This window comes from Candidatus Streptomyces philanthi (assembly GCF_059553635.1).
This window is the reverse complement of sequence record NZ_JCANQV010000006.1, coordinates 1-20,853: the sequence shown is the minus strand read 5'-3', so window position 1 is coordinate 20,853 and position 20,853 is coordinate 1. Positions and strand designations below refer to the sequence as shown.

The following is a 20,853-nucleotide window of genomic DNA, read 5'->3' as shown; positions in this document are numbered from 1 at the left end:
GGAGGAACCCACGATGCGTACCCGCCATGTCTTCCATGCCGTCGACTCCCACACCGAGGGCATGCCCACCCGGGTCATCACCGGCGGTGTCGGGGTGATCCCCGGTGCCACGATGGCCGAGCGCCGGCTGCACTTCATCGCGCACCTGGACCACCTCCGTACGCTGCTGATGTACGAGCCGCGCGGGCACTCCGCGATGAGCGGCGCCATCCTCCAGCCGCCCACACGGGCCGAGGCCGACTACGGCGTCCTGTACATCGAGGTCTCCGGGCTCCTGCCCATGTGCGGGCACGGCACCATCGGTGTGGCCACGGTGCTCGTCGAGACCGGGATGGTGCCGGTGACCGAGCCGGTCACACGCGTCACCCTGGACACCCCGGCCGGGCTGGTCCCCGTCGACGTCCGTGTCGAGGACGGCGCCGCCACATCGGCGTCCTTCACCAATGTGCCCGCGTTCTGCGTCGCCCTGGAGCGCACCGCCGAGGTGCCGGGCCTCGGGACCGTGACGTACGACCTCGCGTTCGGCGGGAACTTCTACGCCTTCGTCGAACTCGACGCCCTGGGGCTGCCGTTCGACCGTGACCACAAGGACGAACTGCTCGCAGCGGGCCTTGCGGTCATGGACGCCGTCAACGCCTCCCCGGACCGGCCCGTCCATCCCGTCCGGCCCGAGATCGCCGGGCTCAAGCACGTCCATCTCACGGCGCCCGGCTCCGACGCACGGCACTCGCGGCACGCGATGGCCATCCACCCGGGCTGGTTCGACCGCTCACCGTGCGGCACCGGCACTTCCGCGCGCATGGCGCAGCTGCACGCCCGCGGTGAGCTGCCCCTGCACCAGGACTTCGTCAACGAGTCCTTCATCGGCACGCGGTTCACCGGCCGTCTGATCGAGGAGGCGACGGTGGGACCGGTCCCCGCGGTGGTTCCCCGCGTCACGGGACGCGCCTGGATCACGGGCACCGCCCAGTACTTCCTCGACCCCGACGACCCGTTCCCCGGAGGCTTCCTCCTGTGAACACCGCCCCGTCCCGCACGGCCCGCGCACCCCGCCGCGTGAGCAACGTGACATTGTACGCTGGGTGATCCGCTCGGCCGGGAAGGCGCGGGGGCAGGCACGAAGGGATCACCACCACCATGGGCCATCTGACACAGCACGGTCTCATCACCACGCGCGAGCGGCTGCGCGACCAGGTGGCCCACGCCCTGCACGCGGCACTGATCTCCGGCGAACTCAAGCCCGGCGAGGTCTACTCCGCACCGGCACTCGCCGAGGACCTCGGGGTCTCGGCGACGCCGGTGCGCGAGGCGATGCTCGATCTCGCGCGGGAGGGCATGGTCGAGCCGGTCCGCAACAAGGGCTTCCGGGTCACAGAGGTCGATGAGCGCGACCTCGACCAGTACACGGAGATCCGGACCCTGATCGAGGTCCCCGTGATCGGCCGGATCGCCCGGAGCGCGGCCCACGAGGACCTGGAGGCGCTGCGCCCGGTCGCCGAGGAGATCGTGCGCGCCGCCCGCGTGCACGATCTCATCGGTTATCTGGAGGCGGACCGCCGGTTCCATCTCTCGCTGCTCGCCCTGTCGGGCAACGACCGCCTGGTGGAGACCGTCGGCGATCTGCGCAAACGGTCGCGTCTGTACGGTCTGGCCGCCCTGGACGAGCGCGGCGAGCTGCTCCCGTCGGCCGAAGAGCACCTGGAGCTTCTCGACCTGATGCTGACCGGCGACGCCAAGCGCGCCGAGCGGTGCATGACCCGCCACCTGGGGCACGTACGCACCCTGTGGGCCGAGGGGAAGCAGGACCGGGCGCCGGCCAAGGCCACTGGGAGGCGCGGCGCCGCGCGCTGAGCCCGTAGGACCACGGTGCGGGACGCCGTGACGCCTCGCCACGACGCGGCGGCCCGCCGCTCCGCGCGCCGTCGGCGCGGCGGCGCGCTCGTCCGCCAACAGGCCCTGCACCAACACGTTGTTCAGCGTGGCCGGTCAGGACGCCAAGGCCCTCTTCCGCGAGGAACAGATGGGCGCGGTGGCCAACGCGCTGCGCGCCGCCTTTGCCGACTACCCGGGCGACAACACCGTGGGGCTACCTGGCCGTGCGCTACCTGACCGAGTCCCACCCGCAGGACGTGGACACCCTGCTCGGCCACTACCGCAAGGATGAGTGGGCCGCCGCCCGCACCTTGCTCACAAAGACCCTCGGCACCCGCTACGACGCCGGCTTCGCCGACTGGCCGGCCACCTGCGCGGCGGGGGCTGCGACAGCACCACGCACGCGTGGCACCGCCCCGGTCCGGCCGACCTGTCGGCCGGCCTCCGGACCGGCGCGGCGACCGTGCAGCCCGCCGCCAGGGATCTTGAACACCGCCAGTACCTCACCCGTACGGCCCAACGCCCCGGGGCCTCCGGCGGGCGGGCCGACCGGCGAGGCGCGGGGAGCGGCGGCCGCTCCTCGCCGCCGCCCGGTCGGCGACCCGGCGGGCCGCCGGATACCGTCGGAACAGTGGATTGATGGATGCGAAGCGATTCGGGGCGGGTCAGCGCCTGCGGCCGGCGTGCAGTTCCAGCTGCTGGGCCTCGAAGCGCAGACGGAAGTCGCGATCGTGCGAGACCGCGACCACCGCCCCCGGGTACGCCGCGAGCGCCGTCTGAAGGTCCTCGACCAGGTCGAGTGCGAGGTGGTTGGTCGGCTCGTCGAGGACGAGGAGGTCGGCGGGCCGGGTCACCAGGGTCGCGATCTGCAACCGCCGCCGCTGTCCCACGGACAGGGCGGCGACGGGGGCGTGCAGATCCTGTTCACGGAACAGGCCGAGGGACAGGAGCTGTTCGGCGTGCTCGTCCGGCAGACCGGGCCGCCCGGCGGCGAACGCGGCGAGCAGCGGCAGCCGCGTGGCATGCGCGGGCAGTTCCTGGGTGAGGTAGCCGATCCGGGCGGGGAGGCGTGTCGTGCCCGCGTCCGGCCGCAGGTCGCCCGCCAGGACGCGAAGCAACGTCGTCTTGCCCGCGCCGTTCTCGCCCGTGACAAGGAGGCGTCCTCCGGGTTCGATCGCCAGGAGGCCCTCCAGGTGCAGCCGTTCCCCGACCCGTACGTTGTCGAGTTCGGCGAGTGTGCCCTGGACCGGGCCGCCGACTGCCGGCGGCAGCGCCGTCGTGAACCGGAGCGGTACCGGCGGCTCCGCCACCGGGTTGCGCCGCAGCCGGTCCAGGCGTTCCCGCGCCGAGCGCACCTGCCCGCCGAGCTTCGCCTCGCTGGAGCGGCGGTGCTTGCCGAATCCCTGCTTCGGGTCACGGCCGGTGGTGGCCAGCCGCCTGCCGGCGGTCTCCAGCAGCTCCTCCGTCCGGGCCACCTCCTCGACCCAGTCCGCGTACCGCTCCTCCGCTCCGCGCCGGGCGGCGGCCTTCGCGACGCGGTAGCCGGCCCAGCCGTCGCCGTACCGGCGCACGGTGCGCTCGTCCCGGTCGATCTCAAGGATCGTGGTGGCGATGCGCTCCAGGAAGCCGCGGTCGTGGGTGACCGCGACGACGGTGCCGCGGTGTGCGCGCAGGTGTGCCTCCAGCCAGCTCACGGCCGCCGCGTCGAGGTGGTTCGTCGGTTCGTCCAGGAGCAGCAGTTCGGGGGCGGCGGCCAGGCAGCAGGCGAGCGCGAGGCGCGACCGCTCGCCGCCGGACAGCGAGCCGAGCAGGCGCTCCCGGGTCATCCGGGCCAGCCCGAGCCCGTGCATGGCGGCATCCACACGGGCGTCCGCCTCGTATCCGCCGCGTTCCTCGTAAGCGATCAACAGCTCACCGTACGCGGCGAGTTCCTCGGCCGACGCGTCGGCGAGGGACTCCTCGGCGGCACGGAGCCTTCGCTCCATGTCGCGCAGTTCGGTCAGGGCGAGGTCGACGGCGTCCTGCACGGTGCAGTCCGCGTCGAGGTCGAGGGTCTGGGTGAGGTGGCCGGTTCCGCCGGGAAAGCGAACGGTGACCTCCCCGGCGTCCGGCGTCTCGGCCGTGGCGAGCAACCGCAGCAGGGTGGACTTGCCGGAACCGTTCTCACCGATGACGGCGGCCTTCTCGCCCGGCCGGACGGTGAAGGAGACCTGGTCGAGGAGGGTTCGGGTGCCGTACGACTTGGTGACGGACTTGACGGACAGCTGCGCCACCGCGGGGACGGTGGTGAGCAGGGGGGTATGAGCGCGGTCGCGCATAGGGCTTTCCCTGGGCATACGAAGGGTCTACGGGCAGCAGAAACGGCGGCAGGGGCCGTGCCCGGACTCAGACGAAGAAGAGGAAAGCCATGGCCCCACCATAGCAAGACGAATCGTCTCGCTCCCGTTCGCACGGGGCACGAAGTCCGTGACCCGCAGCACCCCGCTCGTCCGGGGACGGCGAGGCACGGGAAGCCACTCTCCGCGCCCAGCCGGGCCGTATCCGCCGGCTGAGCCGCTTTTCCATGTCGGGGCGGAAGGTGCCCCGCACGTCTCTTTGTCTGAACACCTTCGAGTGGCGTCTGAGCCGGCGCCGTGGAAGTGGAGGTCTCGTTGCGCCATCCGAGTGCAGGCTTGGGGGAGTCGATATACGGGCGGTCAAGGAACGCGACGGCGGTATCGTACGGCGAGTTCGGTTGGTGGACGGTGACGGTGAACCTGTCGCGGCGGCCTGCCGGCTACTGGATCATCTGGTCGACCGGGGCCTCTCGCCGCACACGATCTGCGCGTACGCGTACGACCTGCGGCGCCGCATCAGCGACCTCTTCGCAGACCTCGGCGAGACCTGCCACGCCCAGGAGGCTGGGTCATGATCCCGCGTTCCGATCTGTAGAAACGACCGAAAGGCGGCTCGCGCGGTGAAACTCCGACATGGTGCGCTACCAGCGTGGAGGGGATCATTGCCGGCGCGTTAGCCGTAGTAGGCACCTTGCTGGGCTCCGTCATAGCGCACCACTACCAGGAGAAGTCCGCTCGCCGAGCCGACGTTCGCGCCCACTCCCACCAGCAACAACAGCGCATGTTCGACAACTGCACTGCCTTCATCGCCCTCGCCGAGGACTACCGCCGCGCGCAGTACGACCGATGGTCACGCTGGAATGCCGATCCGACGGGTGAAGAGGCTGCGGCCGCGCGGGCCGAGTCCTACCGGCTCTACGTGGAGACACGCAGCAGTGCCTCTCGCCTGAAGCTCATAAGCAGCCAGGAGGACGTTCAACAACTCGCCGACCAAGCCAACACGGTGTTGGAGCTCACCAGCGCAATCATCCGGGCTGATGACAAAGCAGACATGCTCCAACGTGGCAGTGTCGCTCAAGCAGCCTGCGACGCATTCGTCACCAGAGCCAACGCCGTTCTCCACGGATCGGCACCCCCTGAAGTGTCCGGATAATGGTTGACGTTGGAGCAGGACAGCGCGGTCAGACCGCGCTGTCCTCATCCGGGAGCTTTCCCGGCCACGCCGGTTCGGCCCGTGCCCGCCGTACCGGCAGAGTGTTTACGCGCACGAGCGCGGCTGCAGCAGACGCAGCGCGAGCATCGAGGTCTCGGGGTGCTCCTTGCCCCGGCCGGCCAGGGCGCGTCCTTGCCGTAGTGCAGCACGGTGTTCGCGCTGTTCCGGTTCTCTCCGCCTGGAGCCCGCCATGGATCTCGCGGCGCAGGCCGGGTCCGGCCAGGCATCGCAGGCGATGACCGTGCGCACCGCGCGGCCCCGGCCCACCCTGGACAGCGGCTTGTTCCGACAGCTGCCCCGTGTCGTGTGAGGCCCGGGTGGTAGGTGGCGACGCCTTTGGGGTACGCATACGCAGCAACTGACACAACGTCATGTCCCTGTCACCGGGAGGCCGTATGCGTCTGCGCACCACCGCCGTGATCCTGGCCCTCCTCGGTGCGGCCCTGCTCGGCGTCGTACCCGCGGCGGAGCCGGAGGTGGCCGCGTGGACCGCCCCCGGGTCCGGCCCGGCGCCCGTCCGGCACGGTCGGGCCGCCGAGTGGCCCGTCCCCGCCGGCACCGTCACCTCGTCCGACGGCCGTACGCACCTCACCGACCGGCACGGCCGTGTGCTGCGGCTGCGCGGGCTCAACCTCGGCAAGACCGACACGGTGACCGAGGAGCACATCGCCCGGCTGGCGGCCGACGGCTTCGGCCTGCTGCGGATCAACATCCAGTGGGAGAAGGCCGAACCGCGCCGCGGTCGCTACGATGCCGGCTACCTCGCCTACCTCGACCGGGTCCTGGGTTGGGCCGACCGCCACCGGGTGCTGGTCCTGGTCGACTGGCACCAGGACGTCTTCGGCCCGGCGTTCGGCCACAACGGCATCCCCGCCTGGGCCACCCGCACCGACGGACTGCCCTTCGAGCCCGACCCCGACGACTGGTTCGCGGACTACTTCCAGCCCGCCGTACAGGCCGCCTTCACCCACCTCTACGACGACCCCGACCTGCGCGCCGCCCAGAGCGCCGTCTACGCCAGGGTCGCGGCCACCCTGCGCGGACACCGTTCCCTGCTGGGCTACGACCTGTTCAACGAGCCGTTCGGACCGGTGCCCGGCGACCCGACCGACCCCGACGACCGGATCAAGGCCTCCGCCGCCCTGGAGCGCGGCCGGCTGGCGGCCATGTACCGGCGGCTGATCGGCGCCGTCCGCTCCGCCGACCCCGACGCCTGGCTCTTCCTCGAACCCACCGTCCTGGTCGGCGAAGGCGTCCCCACCAGCCTGCCCGGATTCACCGACCCCCGGCCCGGCGCCGCCCGCCTCGGCTACGCCCCGCACTACTACGACACGGCCGTCGAATCGGGTGCCGACTGGGACACCGGGGGCCGCTTCATCGAGAAGTACGAGGCCGCCATCGGCGCCTACCCCACCGCCCACCGCCTGCCGGTACTGGTCGGCGAATGGGGCCCGCCCCAGGCCACCACGCCCGGCAACGCGGAACTGTTCCGACGGCAAGTGACCTCCATGGACCGCTTCGCCGCCGGCTGGGCCCTCTGGTACGACTGCCGCGCCCGCGACGGCGGCGGCTACTGCGCCTACGATCACGACGGCAGCCCCGCCCCCGGAAAGCAGCCCGCCTTCACCCCGTACGCACCGGCCGTGGCGGGCATCCCGCACACCGAGTCCTACACCCCGGCCACCCGGACCTACACCCTCACCCTGACCGCCAACCGCACCACACGGCGCGGCTGGACACAGCTTTCCCTCCCGGCCTCCGCTTTCCCCGGCGGAGCGCACCTCTCCGTCACCGGCGCCGGGCCGGCCGTAGTGGTGGACAGCAGGCCCGGAAAGGCCGCAGTCCTCCTCCCGGCGGCACCGCCGGGAGCCACGGTGCAGGTGACGGCGACCGCCGCCCGCCCCCGTCCATCAGCCTCTCCGGAACACCGCTCGTCCCGCTGAAGCGGCATCTGCCGCCCCACCCTCCGACCTCAAGGCGTTCACACCGCGCCTCCGCCCGCTCACGAGGAGCGATACGCCACCTGGGCCCCGATCCGTCCCTCGTCCCATGGCACGAGGGACGGATCGGTTCCTAGACTGTGAGACATGGCCCGGTCCAACGAGGAGGTCGAGGCACTCCTCCAGGAGTACGCGGACCTCATCGCCATCACCGGGGGCGACGCCTTCAAGGCGCGTGCCTACGAAAAGGCCGCCCGCGCGATCGGCGGCCACCCGGCCGATGTCTCCCGTCTCGACGTCGCGGGTCTCAAGGAGATCCCGGGCGTGGGAACGTCGATAGCCGAGAAGGTCGTCGAGTACCTCCGCACCGGACATGTCGCGGTGGTCGAGGAGCGGCGGGCCAGGATTCCCGCGGGAGTGCGGCAGCTCATCGCCATTCCCACCCTCGGCCCCAAGAAGGCCATGGCCCTGTACGAGGATCTGCACATTTCCTCGGTGGACGAGCTGGCCGACGCCATCAAGGCGGAGAAGCTGCGCGATCTGAAGGGCTTCGGGGAGAAGACCGAGGAGAACATCCTGCACGGCATCGCGCTCATGCGGCAGACGGGAGGGCGGATTCTGCTGGGCACCGCCATGGAGGCCGCCGAGGAGATCGTCGCCGAACTCTCCGGGATCACCGGTTGTGAACACTGCGCGTACGCCGGTTCACTGCGCCGTATGAGGGAGACCATCGGCGACCTCGACATCCTCGTCGCCGCCGGCCGGTCGGCCCCCTTCATGGACGCGCTCACCGAACTGCCCTCCACCGCCGAGGTCATCGCGCACGGCAGGAAGAAGACCTCGATCCGTACCGACAAGGGCGTCCAGGTCGACCTGCGTGTGGTGCGGCCGGACGCGTGGGGCGCCGGGATGCAGTACTTCACCGGCTCGAAGGCGCACAACATCCGTACCCGCACGATCGCCGGCCGCCTCGGACTGAAACTCTCCGAGTACGGACTGTTCAAGACCGAGGGCGGCAAGCGGGTCGCCTCACGGTCCGAGGAGGAGGTGTACGCCCGGCTCGGCCTGCCGTGGATCGCGCCCACGCTGCGGGAGAACCGGGGTGAGGTCGACGCCGGACTGCGTGGAGAACTGCCCGAGGTCGTGACGGAGGACGACATCAAGGGCGACCTGCACACCCACACCGATCTCACCGACGGCCTCGCGACACTGGAGGAGATGGTGACGGCGGCCGCCGAGCGGGGCTACGCGTACTACGCGGTCACCGATCACGCGCCGGACCTGTACATGCAGCGCATGACCGACGAGAAGGTCCTCGCGCAGCGTGAACAGGTGCGGTCGCTGGACGGCAGGCACCACAGGATGCGGCTGTTGCACGGCACCGAGCTCAACATCGGCCCCGAAGGAGACACGGACTGGCCGGACGATTTCCTGGCGGGCTTCGACGTGTGCGTGGCCTCCGTGCACTCCCACTTCGGCCTCGGCCGGACGGCGATGACCCGGCGGCTCGTGCGCGCCTGCGAGAACCCGCACATCAACATCATCGGGCACCCCACCACCCGGCTGATCGGCAGGCGGCCCGGCATCGACGCCGACCTCGACGAGGTGTTCGCCGCCTGCGCCCGTACCGGCACGGCCCTGGAGATCAACGCGCAGCCCGACCGCCTCGACCTGGGCGACGAGGACATCCTCCGCGCCAGGAGCCACGGGGCGAAGTTCGCCGTCAACACCGACGCCCACTCGACCCTCCAGCTCGCCTACCTCCGCTTCGGGACCGGCACCGCACAACGCGGCTGGCTCACCCCGGAAGACGTGATCAACACCTGGCCCCTGCGCCGCCTGCGCAGCTTCCTCCGCAAGAACCGCACCGGCTGAGGCGGCACACCCCGGCGTGACGGGCCGGTCTCCTTTGCCGGCCAGGTCGTGGCACCGGCACGTCCGCCCCGGGACGTCATCCCGCATCCGCCGGCTCTCCCCGTCGCGCCCGCCGTACTGGACTCCAGGTGACGCCGTCGTGCGCACGGCGACACGACCTTCGGCACCGGAGCAAGGCGACCTTCAACGTCTCCGGCGGTCTCGGCGACGGCATCCGGAGTCTCGCCTTCGACGGGAACAGGAAAATCGTCGGAATCGGCGCCGCGGGCCCCAACACTCTCGTGATCCGTCTCAACACCGACGGCTCCCTGGACACCACGTTCGGCACGACCGGGGAAGTGACGGTGACGTTCAGCGGCGGCCCCGACTCCGGTCGCGGTGTCGCCGTCGACACCTCCGGCAACATCGTCGCCAAGCCCGACGGCACCACCCAACTCGACTTCGCCGCCGCCCGCCTCCTCGGCGCCTGACACACATCTCTACGCCGTGCTCCCGGGCGGAACGCCTCCGGGAGCACGGCTTCGCCTGTCCTCCCCTTCCCGACGCGGCCTCTCCGGCCAGTCGTACGAGCGGAGGGCCCGTGTTCCTGGGTACGGCAAGGGGCCTGGTTCCGGCTCACAGGGGCCGGCGAGGGCGGGCCCAGCCGTCACCGCTCCCCCGCGCCCCACCGCTTCACGGGAGGCTTGTCCGCTTCACCGGTCGGCAAAAGACGAAAGGCAAGGAGGACACTCTCCTTGCCACTCTCAACTTATAGCGCGCAGGGGGGCTTGCGGCAAGGCCCGGGTCGTGGCGCAGAATCGTCGGCCGATGCCACAACCTGCGGAAATGAGGGCACGACGTGCGTGTGTTGTTGTCGGCGCGTGGGGGACGCGGTGACGTCGGACCAGTGGTGGGACCGGCGGTGCGGGTGCTCGGCGTGGAGGTGCGGGAGTGTGCGCCACTCGACTGGGCGGAGCGGTCGGCCGGACTGCCGGAGGGAAGGCGATCAGCGATGAGGGCGTGCCCGGCAAGGGGTTCGGCGGAGGGGGAGGTGCCGGTGAAGCGATCGGCCACCGCCGTGCGACGGGGCACGGCTGCCTCGGAGGTGTCGCGGTGACCGAGCAGTACGTGTGTGATCTGCGAGAGGTCGACGAGACGCAGGTCGCGGCCGTCGGGGGCAAGGGCGCGCACCTGGGCGGGCTGTCGCGGATCGACGGCGTCCGGGTGCCGGAGGGCTTTTGCGTGACGACGGGCGCCTTCCGGCGGGTCATGGCCAAAGTGCCGTCGATCGGCGATCGGCTCGACGAGCTGTCGCGTGTGGACGCGGACGACCGGGAGGCGATCCGTACGCTCAGCGCGCGGATTCGCCGGATGATCGAGGGGGTTGCCGTGCCGGGCGATCTCGCGGCGGCGATCACCCGCGCGCTCGCCCGGCGCGACGAGCGGACCGCCTACGCCGTGCGGTCCAGCGCGACCGCCGAGGACCTGCCGACGGCTTCCTTCGCCGGCCAGCAGGACACGTATCTGAACGTCGTGGGGCCGGCGGCGGTCCTCCGGCACATCAGCCGGTGCTGGGCGTCGCTGTTCACCGAGCGGGCCGTGACCTACCGTCAGCACAACGGCGTCGACCACCGTGCGGTCCACATGGCGGTGGTCGTGCAGGAGATGGTCTTCCCGTACGCGTCCGGCGTCCTGTTCACGGCCGACCCGGTCACGGGCAACCGGAAGGCCGCCACCGTGGACGCCGGCTTCGGCCTCGGTGAGGCGCTGGTTTCCGGCCTGGTGAACCCGGACGTCTTCACCGTGCGGCACGGCGAGGTCGTCGCCAGGACGATCGCCGCCAAACAGCGTGCCGTTCACGCCCTGCCGGGCGGCGGTACGCGGGAGGCCGCGATCGACCCGCGGCGGCAGGAGCAGCCGGCGCTGACGGATGCGCAGGTCCTGCGGCTCGTACAGCTCGGGCGGCGGATCGAAGCGCACTTCGGCCGCCCGCAGGACATCGAATGGTGCCTGGTCGACGACGGTTTCCGGATCGTCCAGAGCCGGCCGATCACGACGCTGTTCCCCGTCCCCGAGGCCGGCGACCAGGAGAATCACGTCTATGTCTCCGTCGGTCATCAGCAGATGATGACCGATCCCATGAAGCCCCTGGGGCTCTCCGTGTGGCAGCTGACGGCCATGGTGCCGATGCACGAGGCCGGCGGGAGGCTGTTCGTCGACGTCACCCGGCGCCTGGCGTCGCCCGCGAGCCGTACCGGTCTGCTGGACCTCATCGGAAGGGGCGATCCGCTGGTCAGGGACGCGCTGGAGACCGTGCTGGACCGCGACGGTTTCGTCCCGTCACTCCCGGACGAGGGTCCCGGCGGGCCGCCGGCCGGTGGTGCGCCCGCCCCGATCGCGACCGATCCGGCCCTCGTCACCGGGCTGATCGAGCGCAGCCGGGCGTCCATCGCCGCGCTGGAGCGCGACATCCGGACGAAGTCCGGGCCGGAGCTGTTCGACTTCCTGCTGGATGCCTTCGAGGAGCACAAGCGGGTCCTCGGTGACCCGCTGAACCTTCAGGTGATCATGGCGGGGATGGAGGCCACGTGGTGGCTCAACGACAAGCTTGAGGAGTGGCTGGGCGAGAAGAACGCGGCGGACACGCTCACGCTGTCCGCCCCCGGCAACATCACCTCGGAAATGGGACTGGCGCTCCTCGATGTCGCGGACGTGATCCGCCCGCGGCCCGAGCTGGTGGCGTTCCTGCGGGGCGTCAAGGACGAGGGGTTCCTGGACGAGCTGGCGGGGCTCGCCGGCGGGACCGAGGCGCGCGAGGCGATCGCGGCCTACCTCGACCGGTACGGCATGCGCTGTGTCGGCGAGATCGACATCACCAGGCCGCGTTGGCGGGAGCGCCCCAGCACGCTCGTGCCCGTGATCCTCGACAATGTCCGGAACTTCGGGCCGGGCGCCGCCGAACGGCGCTTCGCGCAGGGGCGGCAGAAAGCGCGGGAGAAGGAACGGGACGTGCTGTCACGTGTGCGGGCCCTGCCGGACGGGGAGCGGAAGGCCGACGAGACCAAGCGGATGATCGACCGGGTCCGGACCTTCATCGGGTACCGGGAGTACCCGAAGTACGGCATCATCAGCCGCTACTTCGTCTACAAGCAGGCCCTGCTGGAGGAGGCCGAGCGCCTGGTGCGGGCCGGTGTGCTTCCCGAGAAGGAGGACATCTTCTACCTCACGTTCGAGGAACTCCGCGAGGTCGTGCGCTCCCACCAGGTGGATGGCCGGCTCGTCCGGCGGCGCAAGGACGCGTTCCGTTCGTACCACGCGCTCACGCCGCCCCGGGTGCTCACCTCGGACGGTGAGGCCGTGACCGGGGTGTACCGGCGCGACGACGCGCCGGCCGGTGCGCTGATCGGCCTGCCGGTCTCCACCGGGACCGTCGAGGGAAGGGCCCGCGTCGTCCTCGACATGACGAAGGCCGATCTCGAAGCGGGCGACATCCTGGTCACGGCCTTCACGGACCCCAGCTGGTCGCCGTTGTTCGTCGGCATCGCGGGCCTGGTCACGGAGGTGGGCGGCCTGATGACCCATGGCGCGGTGATCGCCCGGGAGTACGGCCTGCCGGCCGTCGTGGGCGTGGAGGGGGCCACCCGGCTGATCCGGGACGGGCAGCGCATCCGCGTCCACGGGGTCGAGGGGTACGTCGAAATCCTGCCCTGACCTGCCGCCCCCACGGTCCCGGCCGGTGGTACCCGGGGGGGGCGGCAGTCGGTTGTCGAGCGGGGCTCAGCCCTGGCAGACGCCGCGTGCGTGGTCGAACGTGGCGGTGGCCTGCGAGTACCGCCACTGCGGTGCGAGCAGCTCCGCCTTGAGCCGGCCCGCCGCTCCGGGGCTCTCCACGATGTAGCCGAAGTCCTGGAGCCAGGCCGGGTAGAGGTTCTTCGAGCCGATGTAAAAGGCCGCGTCGTCGACCGCCACCAGCTTGTGGTGCTGGGCGTACGGGCGGCCGTCGGCCCATGTGGCGCTGTCCGAGCCGCGGAAGGCGGCCAGTTGGAGGGTGGAGCACATCGTCGTACGGGCGGTGCCCTTGTCGCCGGTGAGGAGAGCGAGGCGGTCGCGCAGGGTGTCGCTGATCTCCGACAGGGACTTGATGTGCGAGTAGCCGCCGCTGCCGACCGTGCCCCGGTTGGCGGGGTCGGCGACGACGATGCGGACCTTCACGCCCTCGGCCATCTTCGCGGCGAGCGCGTCGTAGAGCCTGATGTCGTAGCGCGGCAGCGGCGGGCAGGAGGCGTTGAGGTCCTGCTGGGAGATCTCGATGTGGTCGCGGGCGCTCGCGACGAGGGCGCGCAGGGCGCTCTCCTCGGGGTTGACGGTGTCGTAGTCGCGGTCGGCGTTGGTGTGGTCGTGCACGCCGACGACGCACCTGGTGTCCGGTGCGGTGGGCAGGGCGGGGCGGAACGCCGATGCCGGGTCGCTGCGCTTGATGCCGACGCCGAGGCCGCCGACGGCGATGACGGGGACGTCACCGGCGGGGCCCGGGGTGCCGGCGTCGGCGGCCAGCGACGGCATGCAGCCCGCGCCCTTCGACGAGGCGAACCAGACGGCGGCGAGGTTCGACTTGTTCGCGCAGGTCCAGGACCACAGGGTGTCCAGGTACGTGCCGGCGGACTTCGCGGCGGGGCCGGTCAGGGCGAGGTCGACGTCCGTCACCGGGTGGGCGGTGTCGAGGTAGTCGTTCTTCCAGCTGTTGATGCCGCCGGTGATGACCGACCGGTTGTCGACGACGAGCAGTTTGGAGTGGTTCCACGAGAACGCGGTCTTCGAGGTGGTCGTCGACGCCACGTTCAGTGTGATGTTGTCGGCGGCCTTGCCCAGCCTGGCGGTCAGCTCGTCGCGGTACTTCGACGGCATGACATTGAGGTGGTAGACCGGGGCGGCGCCGACGAGGACGCGGACCTTCAGCTTGTTGCCCGCGGCGGCCGATGCCTTGAGGCCGTCGGCGATCGCGTCCTGGAAGGCCCCGTCGGGGAACGGTGCGAGGGTCGATATGTCGACGGTGTGTGTCGCCCTGGAGATGTTCTCGGTCATCTTGGCGAGCAGCCGCCGGGTGCCGGGCCGGTCGGCGCACTTGTCGTCGCCCCAGCAGCCGGGGGTCTGGAGCAGCCAGTCCGAGGGGTCGGCCGTCGAGGAGTCCAGCCGGTTGCCCGCGGTGCGCTCCCAGACACTGCCTTCGAGGCCGGGCGAGACCTCGCGCAGCGCCCGCTCCACCGCGTCGAGGTGCGGGGTGGCCGACGCGGGTTCAGCCAGGGCCGGGGCGGCGGGAAGCGCCACGAGGACGAGCGAGCAGGCGACGACACGGCCCGTGAGACGGAGGCCACGACGAAGCTGACGGTGAGCCAATTCAATTCGCATTCTGCCAGGCGCCGAAGGGCGCGCCCTCAAGATCAACTTGAGGAGGCTACCAAGAACGCGACGTTGTCAGGGACTTGGCGGCTCGCGGCGAGGAGCTACCGGTGCCCGTCCTCGGCGGTCACCGGTCGCGGTGTTCCCGGCCGGATCAGCCAGCCTCCCCGCCGTGCCACGCCCAGGTGCACGGTGCCGTCGTCGACGGCGACGGTGATGTCGTGCCGCAGCACCTCGTCGAGCGGCGCACCTGCGGTTCCGGCGAGCACGATCCCCGAGACGTGGACCGCGTCTTCCGCCGTGCCGGTGACCGTCGTCAGGTACGGGACGCACGAATGCTCCCCGAAGGCATTGGTCCCGGACGCGTGCCGCACCCGCGCCGTGTCCCATCCGTGCAGGCCGACGATGCCGCTCGCCAGGCCGTCGGCGCGCCGGGCGACGGCATCGCGGCCGGCGACGCGGGTCAGGGGGCGCTCGCGGCAGGCGAGGGCGTAGCCCCCTTCGCGCAGCAGCAGACCGGCCGGGGCGGTCACCTTGTGGACGCGGATCTCCCAGCAACCGCACACGACCGACACGCTGTCGATCCGCCACGCGTCCGAGGGGGTGCCGTCGCCGGTCCGTGGCCGGTGCCAGGAGGCGGCGTGGCCGTCGGCGACCCGCACACGGTGGACGCGCTCGCGCCGTGAGACGTCCCCCGTGGGGGTGATCAGGGCGATGTGGTTGTCGAGCCGCGCCGTGCGGGTGTCTCCCCCGGTCTCCGGTCCGGTGCGCGTGGAGTAGGCGAGTTTGGCGTAGTGCGGGTCGTCCCGGTGTACGGCGGGCGGCGCCGTCAGGTAGTGGCTGCCGTGGTTCAGCAGTCGGACGAGACCGTCGTGCCGGGTCCCGTGGACGAGGAAGCCGGGCGCGGGGAGAGCCGTCGCGTAGTCGCCGGTCTCGACGGGCAGGGCCTCTTCGGTCGCGGTCCACACGGGGTGGTCCGGCGGCAGCAGCAGTCCCAGCAGGCCCTTGCTCGCCGCGTACGGCGCTCCCGGCCCGCTGTAGTCCTGGACCGACGGCCGGAAGGCCCGGTACCAGCCCGGTGTCAGCAGCCCGTGGCCGTCGGGTGCCCCGTGCTCCGCGAAGTGGCGCAGCGTGCCGCTGGCCAGCCGTCGGGTGACGCCGGGCGAGAGCGGTGTGGCGTCCTCCCGGGCGCCGATCCAGAACGGGGCGAGGCAGGCGAACCGGTAGGTGAGGGAGCGTCCGTGATGGACCGGGGCCCCGTCGGCGCCGAAGAGGAGTACGTACTGGGCCAGGAAGGCGCGCAGCCGCTCCCGGTAGACCGCGGCACGGTCGCCGGCCCGGGGTCCGGCGATGCGCGCCCACAGCAGGGTGTAGAGGTGGAAGCCCCAGGCGTTGTAGTGGTCGAAGCGTTCGCCGGCGTCGTAGCCGGACGCGGGGCTGTGTACGGTTCCGTCGGTGTCGCGGTAGTCGCTGCGGCGGCGGGGGCCGTCCTGGTACCACCCGTCTCCCCGGTACCACTCGTCGACGCGGTCCAGTGCGGCCTCGATGCCGCGGCGGTCGTCCAGGGCACCCACGGAGTGGAGGAATTCTTCCACGACGACCTGGAAGAGCAGGTGGTTGTTGTGCCGTGTGCGGCGGCCCACCGTGCCCGCCAGCCAGTGGGCGACGCGTTCCCGGACCCCGGGGGTGAGCCGGTCCCAGATCCACGTCCTCGACAGGTGCAGGGCGACCGCGATCCCGGCCGTCTCGACGATCTGCTGGCTCCAGTCGGTGATCTCCGGCCAGGACTCCGGGCCGTGGCGTGCGGTTCCGGCGGCCAGCCCGCTCACCCAGGGCTCCGTCCGGCCCGCGGGGTCCGCGCCGTCGGCGCCCGCCAGGCGGACGGCGGCCAGGAGGAAGGTCCGGGCGTACCCTTCGAGGCCGTCGACCCGCGGCCCGGACCAGCTCGGCCGCCCCGGTGGCCGCACCGACGCCCCGAGCGGACTCATGTACGGCCGCAAGGAGTCCAGCAGGTGGTCCGCGACGGCCTCCCAGTGCGCCCGGGTCCAGCCCGTGCGTGGCGAGCGGGCCCGGTCCTCCGGCGGCAGCGCGAGGCGCCCGGGTGGGCCGCTCGGCGGCGGTGTCATCCGTGCCCGTCGACGGCGGCGACGGCGAGGCCGCTGGACCAGCCGAGCAGGGTCGGCCGCAGGCGGGGATCGGCCGCGAGAGTGGCCAGGTACTCGTCCCGCGCCACCACGTCCTGCGGCCTCCAGCCGGTTCCTGGGTGCAGGTCGTCGGCGATGTAGACGGCCCCGGGCCGGAGCAGGCCCAGGACGGTCTCGTGGCGCCGTTTGGCCAGGCCGCAGTCGACGAAGACGAAGTCGAACGTGTGCCGGCGCTGCCGCGGCATCCACTCCAGGAGGTCGTCGAGGACGAACTCCACGCGGTGGTCGGCCCGGAGCAGGTCGGTCGCGACCGCGGCGAGTCCCGGATCGCGCTCCACGGTGACCAGGCGTGCGTCCGGTGACATGCCGTCCAGGATCCAGGCGGTCCCCGCGCCGGTTCCCGTACCGAGTTCCAGCAGGCGGCCGCCGGGCTTCAGCGCGGCGAGGGTGCGCAGCAGCGCGCCCGTGCGGTCCTGGCAGGAGCCGTTGAATCCCAGGGCCGCGCTCCGCGCACGGATCTCGGCGGCCGCGGTGGGGGGCCGAAAGGGGCTGTCGTCCATGTGACCCTCCTGGGGAGTCGCGGACGGCGGGCGGGACGCCGTCGTGGACCATGGCTCGAAATTACCCGATACGTAGCGGTAAGCGCGGTTCACGGCGGCACACGGCCCTGGGGCCCTGGCCGATGCCGCCGGGTGCGGTCCCGTGGGGACGTCCTCCGCCGGACAGGGCACGAGCGGTGGCGCGCCCGGCCGGGGTCGGCGATGTTCGAGGCGTGGTCTCCCCCGCCGAGGGCGCCGTGGCGCGTACCGGGGCAGGCCGCGTCCCTCGGGGCCGAGAGCAGTCCGCCGTCTTTGTGAGGTGCGCGCACATGCCGGATCCGCTGGTGACAGACGCCGAGGCACCGCCCGTGCGGCGTTCCTGGCAGGCCATCGACGGCTCCCTGGAGCCGCTCGACTACGACGGCCTCACGGACATGCGGTTCCCCGAACCGCTGGCCGAGTACGTGATCGGCACCTTCTCCCGTCCCGGGGAGTGGGTCCTCGACCCGTTCTGCGGCTTCGGCACCACCCTGACGGTGGCCGGGCGCCTGGGCCGGGAAGCGGTCGGTTTCGAACGCGACAGCCGGCGTGCCGCGTTCACCCGGTCACGGCTGCCCGATCCCTCCCGGCTCGTCGTCTCCTCGGCGGAGGACGTGCCCGCCGGCTCCTGGCCCGGCTTCTCACTGCTGTTCACCAGCCCGCCCTTCACCAGTTTCCGCACCTCCCGGGGCGCCGATACCCCCGAGACCCATCTCCGTGACGCCCGCCGTATCTTCGCGGGGCTCACCCGCTTCCTCCTCCCGGGGGCCGCGGTGGTGGTCGAGGTCTCCCAGGCGCGCCGCCCGGAGTGGAAGTGGACCCGGCCCCTGGTGTGGGAGTTCGGCATGCTGCTGAACGAGCTGTTCCACCTGTCCGAGGACATCGTGTTCGTGCACACGGGGCCCGAGAAGGCGGCCCCCGGGTACCACCACACCCATGTGCTGGTGTTCCGTTACGAGCCCTGAGCGTCACGCGGGGACGAGGCAGCGCCGGAAACGGTCGCGATTCACTCCGACGGCCGAGCGGGCCGGGGCTGCCGGTGGCACCCCGCGTCCGCCGCGCCGGGTACCGGGACGCGGCGCCGCCGTCCAGCGGGACGACGCCCGTGCGATTGCGGGGCCCGTACCGCTCGAACACGATGACACCTGGGTGAGGTGCCCAGCACGAGAATTCCGCCCTTCGCCGACCTCGGGGGCCCCATGACATCGCCGTGTGAGCCGGAGTACGAGACGGAATCCGCGACCCGTGGTGCGGGACGTCCCGGCGCGGACTTCGCGGGCACGGTCTGCGTGGTCACCGGTGGGGCATCGGGCATCGGCCGCGCCACCGCCGGCGCCTTCGCCGCCGCGGGGGCGCACGTCCTGCTCATGGACCGGGACGCCGAGGCGCTGCGCGCGACCGCCAAGGAGCTGGAGGGCGCCGCGGTCACCACGGTGGCGGGCGACATCGCACGGCAGGCGGACTGCCTGGCGGCGGCGCGTACGGCGGAAGCCGTGGGGCTGCCGGTCCGCTCCCTGGTCAACTGCGCCGCCACCTTTCTCGCCCGCGCCGAACACGCCCGGCCCGAGGAGTGGGACCGGAGCCTGGGCGTCAACGTCAAGGGAAGCGCCCTGATGACGGCGGCCCTGGCGCCCGCGTTGCGCAGGGCCCGGGGCGCCGCGGTGGTCAACGTGGCGTCGGTCTCGGGGCACATCGCACAGCCGGGCCAGTGGACCTACAGCGCCGGCAAGGGCGCGCTGCTGGCGCTGACCCGCTGCCAGGCACTCGATCTGGCCGACGACGGCATCCGGGTGAACAGTGTGTCGCCGGGCCTGGTGTGGACCCCGGAAGTCGACCGGATGACGGGCGGTGACCGCGCGCGATGGGGCCCGGTCCTGGGCGGGCACCACATCCTTCGGCGGCTGGGGGAGCCGGCGGAGATCGCCGCCGCGGTGCTGTTCCTGTGCGGGCCGGGCGCGACGTTCATCACCGGCGCCGACCTGCCGGTGGACGGCGGCTACCTGGCCATGGGGCACAGCCGTTCGGAACCCGAGGTGCTCCCCGGACGGCGCGACGACCCGCGCCCCGCCGCTCCCGCCTGAAGGAGGCCCCGTGCTGCATGTCGTCCTCGCCACCGCCAACCCGGCCAAGGCCGTGGAGATCGCCGCCCTGCTCGACGGCTGTCTGGAGCTGTCGCCTCGTCCGCCGTGGCTTCCGGATGTCGTCGAGGACGGGGCGACGGTCGAGGAGAACGCCCTCCTCAAGGCCGCCGCGGTGGCCACGGCGACCGGACTGCCCGCCGTCGCCGACGACACCGTGATGGAGGTGGCCGCCCTCGGAGGCGCCCCCGGGCTGCGCTCTGGCCGTTACGCGGGCGAGCGGGCGAGCGACGCCGAGAACGTGGCGAAGGTGCTCGCCGAACTGGCGGGCGTGGCGGCGCCGCGGCGCGGGGCGCGGGTACGGACCGTGGCCCTGCTGTGCCATCCGGACGGCCGCCGGACGGTCAGCGAGGGCGTGACGCTCGGCCGTATCACCGAACAGCCCCACGGTGACGCGGGGTTCGGCTACGACAGTGTGTTCGTACCGGACGAGGGCGACGGGCGCACGCTCGGCCAGATGACGCCGCGGGAGAAGGCCGCCCTGTACTGCCGGGGGCGGGCCTTCCGCGGTCTGGCCGCCCGTCTGAAGGTCGCCGCATGACGGCCGGGCACGCCGGCCCCGCGCGGGCGGCCGTCCGGCACGGAAGCGAGGAGGCGAACGGCATGCCGGTCACCATCGAGGTCGCGGGGCACGCGACGGTGCTGGTACGGGTGGGCGGCTTCCGCCTGCTGTGCGATCCGCACCTGGGGGACTCCTACCGCGGCGGGCTCCTCGGGTACGCGCCGGCGCGCCGCGTCGTGCCGCGGGCCCTTCCGCGACCGGACGCGGTGTGGATCTCCCACTCCCATCGCGACCATTTCGACATCGCCTCCCTGGACCTGCTCGACCGGGCGCTGCCGGTGCTGCACCCCGACGATCCGCGCATCCACCACGCGCTGCGCCGGCTCGGGTTCGCCGAGACGACCGTGGTGCACGACTGGATGACGCTCACCCCGCGCCCGGGTCTCGAACTGATATGGACGCCCTCGACGTTCGCCGGCCCGGAACACGGCCTGGCCGTGCGCACCCCGGACTCCTTCGTGTGGCACATGGTCGACAGCCTGGTCACCCCCGCATGGGTGGAGCGGCTGCTCGGCCCCGGGCCGCCGCCGGACCTGCTCCTGACCCCTTGTCAGCCGATCGAGGAGACCCGGAGCGTGGAGGGGGTGCCGCCGGGCGTGGACGCCGCCTGGGCCGACGCGCTGGCCGGCCTGCTCGCCCGGACCCGGCCCTCCCATGTGGTCCCGCTCCCCGAGGGGCAGTACGGCCTGGGCGACGCGGCATGGCTCAACGGGCACAAGTTCCCCGTCCCGCCCGGCCTCGTCGACCAGGTCCTGCGCGCGGACGACCCGGACCGCACCGTCCTGCGGGCGGCGCCGGGCGACCGCCTCACGGTGTCGC

General features: G+C 72.1%; 17 protein-coding genes and 1 pseudogene. 14 read left to right on the top strand and 4 right to left on the bottom strand.

The window, feature by feature from the left end; genetic code table 11:
* Window positions 1-13 precede the first annotated feature (13 nt).
* From AC51EU_RS01955 to AC51EU_RS01940, 4 genes and pseudogenes are all read left to right on the top strand, one after another.
* Complete coding sequence (locus AC51EU_RS01955; protein ID WP_496264832.1) at window positions 14-1,018, top strand: proline racemase family protein; 1,005 nt, start codon at window positions 14-16, stop codon at window positions 1,016-1,018.
* 119 nt (window positions 1,019-1,137) lie between these two features.
* Entirely contained in the window at window positions 1,138-1,851 is a 714-nt protein-coding gene (locus AC51EU_RS01950) for a GntR family transcriptional regulator (protein WP_496264831.1), read from the top strand.
* Between the two features lie 127 nt (window positions 1,852-1,978).
* The gene (locus tag AC51EU_RS01945) at window positions 1,979-2,164 is read left to right on the top strand and encodes a M9 family metallopeptidase N-terminal domain-containing protein (protein WP_496264830.1); all 186 of its coding nucleotides are present in this window, start codon (window positions 1,979-1,981) and stop codon (window positions 2,162-2,164) included.
* Window positions 2,082-2,255, top strand: a pseudogene (locus AC51EU_RS01940) (collagenase); the annotation flags it as partial. The gene AC51EU_RS01945 and the pseudogene AC51EU_RS01940, both read left to right, overlap by 83 nt.
* A 282-nt stretch (window positions 2,256-2,537) precedes the next feature.
* Here the strand turns inward: AC51EU_RS01940 and abc-f are convergent.
* Window positions 2,538-4,190, bottom strand: a complete 1,653-nt coding sequence (gene abc-f / locus AC51EU_RS01935) for a ribosomal protection-like ABC-F family protein (RefSeq protein WP_496264829.1) — start codon at window positions 4,188-4,190, stop codon at window positions 2,538-2,540.
* 416 nt (window positions 4,191-4,606) lie between these two features.
* On the opposite strand from abc-f, the gene AC51EU_RS01930 reads away from it, so the two are divergent.
* The 6 genes from AC51EU_RS01930 to rph all read left to right on the top strand — a co-directional run bounded on the left by AC51EU_RS01930 (window position 4,607) and on the right by rph (window position 12,926).
* Complete coding sequence (locus AC51EU_RS01930; RefSeq protein WP_496264828.1) at window positions 4,607-4,783, top strand: hypothetical protein; 177 nt, start codon at window positions 4,607-4,609, stop codon at window positions 4,781-4,783.
* A gap of 206 nt (window positions 4,784-4,989) precedes the next feature.
* Entirely contained in the window at window positions 4,990-5,361 is a 372-nt protein-coding gene (gene kilB / locus AC51EU_RS01925) for a plasmid transfer protein KilB (RefSeq protein ID WP_496264827.1), read from the top strand.
* A 455-nt stretch (window positions 5,362-5,816) separates the two neighbouring features.
* Window positions 5,817-7,364: a cellulase family glycosylhydrolase gene (locus AC51EU_RS01920; protein WP_496264826.1), complete on the top strand. Its 1,548-nt coding sequence runs from the start codon at window positions 5,817-5,819 to the stop codon at window positions 7,362-7,364.
* Window positions 7,365-7,508: 144 nt separating this feature from the next.
* A complete protein-coding gene (gene polX / locus AC51EU_RS01915) occupies window positions 7,509-9,236 on the top strand; it encodes a DNA polymerase/3'-5' exonuclease PolX (protein ID WP_496264825.1) in 1,728 nt (575 codons plus the stop codon).
* 128 nt (window positions 9,237-9,364) lie between these two features.
* Window positions 9,365-9,706 (top strand): NHL repeat-containing protein, encoded by a 342-nt coding sequence (locus tag AC51EU_RS01910; protein WP_496264824.1) that lies wholly within the window; start codon window positions 9,365-9,367, stop codon window positions 9,704-9,706.
* A gap of 622 nt (window positions 9,707-10,328) precedes the next feature.
* Entirely contained in the window at window positions 10,329-12,926 is a 2,598-nt protein-coding gene (gene rph / locus AC51EU_RS01905) for a rifamycin-inactivating phosphotransferase (protein ID WP_496264823.1), read from the top strand.
* 66 nt (window positions 12,927-12,992) lie between these two features.
* Here the strand turns inward: rph and AC51EU_RS01900 are convergent, their stop codons facing one another.
* The 3 genes from AC51EU_RS01900 to AC51EU_RS01890 form a co-directional block, all read right to left on the bottom strand.
* Window positions 12,993-14,540, bottom strand: coding sequence for a phospholipase D-like domain-containing protein (locus AC51EU_RS01900; protein WP_496264822.1), 1,548 nt, complete (start codon window positions 14,538-14,540; stop codon window positions 12,993-12,995).
* A 176-nt stretch (window positions 14,541-14,716) separates the two neighbouring features.
* Complete coding sequence (locus AC51EU_RS01895) at window positions 14,717-16,738, bottom strand: DUF2264 domain-containing protein (RefSeq protein WP_496264821.1); 2,022 nt, start codon at window positions 16,736-16,738, stop codon at window positions 14,717-14,719.
* Window positions 16,735-17,316, bottom strand: coding sequence for an O-methyltransferase (locus AC51EU_RS01890; RefSeq protein ID WP_496264820.1), 582 nt, complete (start codon window positions 17,314-17,316; stop codon window positions 16,735-16,737). Before AC51EU_RS01890 ends, AC51EU_RS01895 begins: the two co-directional genes overlap by 4 nt.
* A 308-nt stretch (window positions 17,317-17,624) precedes the next feature.
* On the opposite strand from AC51EU_RS01890, the gene AC51EU_RS01885 reads away from it, so the two are divergent.
* The 4 genes from AC51EU_RS01885 to AC51EU_RS01870 form a co-directional block, all read left to right on the top strand.
* Window positions 17,625-18,299: a DNA methyltransferase gene (locus AC51EU_RS01885; protein ID WP_496264819.1), complete on the top strand. Its 675-nt coding sequence runs from the start codon at window positions 17,625-17,627 to the stop codon at window positions 18,297-18,299.
* Between the two features lie 234 nt (window positions 18,300-18,533).
* Complete coding sequence (locus AC51EU_RS01880; RefSeq protein WP_496264818.1) at window positions 18,534-19,415, top strand: SDR family oxidoreductase; 882 nt, start codon at window positions 18,534-18,536, stop codon at window positions 19,413-19,415.
* Between the two features lie 10 nt (window positions 19,416-19,425).
* Window positions 19,426-20,013 carry a non-canonical purine NTP pyrophosphatase gene (locus AC51EU_RS01875; protein ID WP_496264817.1) on the top strand — a complete coding sequence of 196 codons (588 nt, stop codon included), beginning with the start codon at window positions 19,426-19,428 and terminating at the stop codon, window positions 20,011-20,013.
* A partial coding sequence (locus AC51EU_RS01870; RefSeq protein ID WP_496264816.1) for an MBL fold metallo-hydrolase occupies window positions 20,010-20,853 on the top strand: 844 nt, incomplete at its 3' end. The genes AC51EU_RS01875 and AC51EU_RS01870, both read left to right, overlap by 4 nt.

Coding starts and splice junctions, on each gene's coding strand:
- AC51EU_RS01880 (WP_496264818.1), top strand. CDS start 18,534: ATGACATCGCCGTGTGAGCCGGAGTACGAGACGGAATCCGCGACCCGT.
- AC51EU_RS01885 (WP_496264819.1), top strand. CDS start 17,625: ATGCCGGATCCGCTGGTGACAGACGCCGAGGCACCGCCCGTGCGGCGT.
- AC51EU_RS01920 (WP_496264826.1), top strand. CDS start 5,817: ATGCGTCTGCGCACCACCGCCGTGATCCTGGCCCTCCTCGGTGCGGCC.
- kilB (WP_496264827.1), top strand. CDS start 4,990: ATGTTCGACAACTGCACTGCCTTCATCGCCCTCGCCGAGGACTACCGC.
- abc-f (WP_496264829.1), bottom strand. CDS start 4,190: ATGCGCGACCGCGCTCATACCCCCCTGCTCACCACCGTCCCCGCGGTG.
- AC51EU_RS01955 (WP_496264832.1), top strand. CDS start 14: ATGCGTACCCGCCATGTCTTCCATGCCGTCGACTCCCACACCGAGGGC.
- AC51EU_RS01890 (WP_496264820.1), bottom strand. CDS start 17,316: ATGGACGACAGCCCCTTTCGGCCCCCCACCGCGGCCGCCGAGATCCGT.
- AC51EU_RS01950 (WP_496264831.1), top strand. CDS start 1,138: ATGGGCCATCTGACACAGCACGGTCTCATCACCACGCGCGAGCGGCTG.
- AC51EU_RS01895 (WP_496264821.1), bottom strand. CDS start 16,738: ATGACACCGCCGCCGAGCGGCCCACCCGGGCGCCTCGCGCTGCCGCCG.
- polX (WP_496264825.1), top strand. CDS start 7,509: ATGGCCCGGTCCAACGAGGAGGTCGAGGCACTCCTCCAGGAGTACGCG.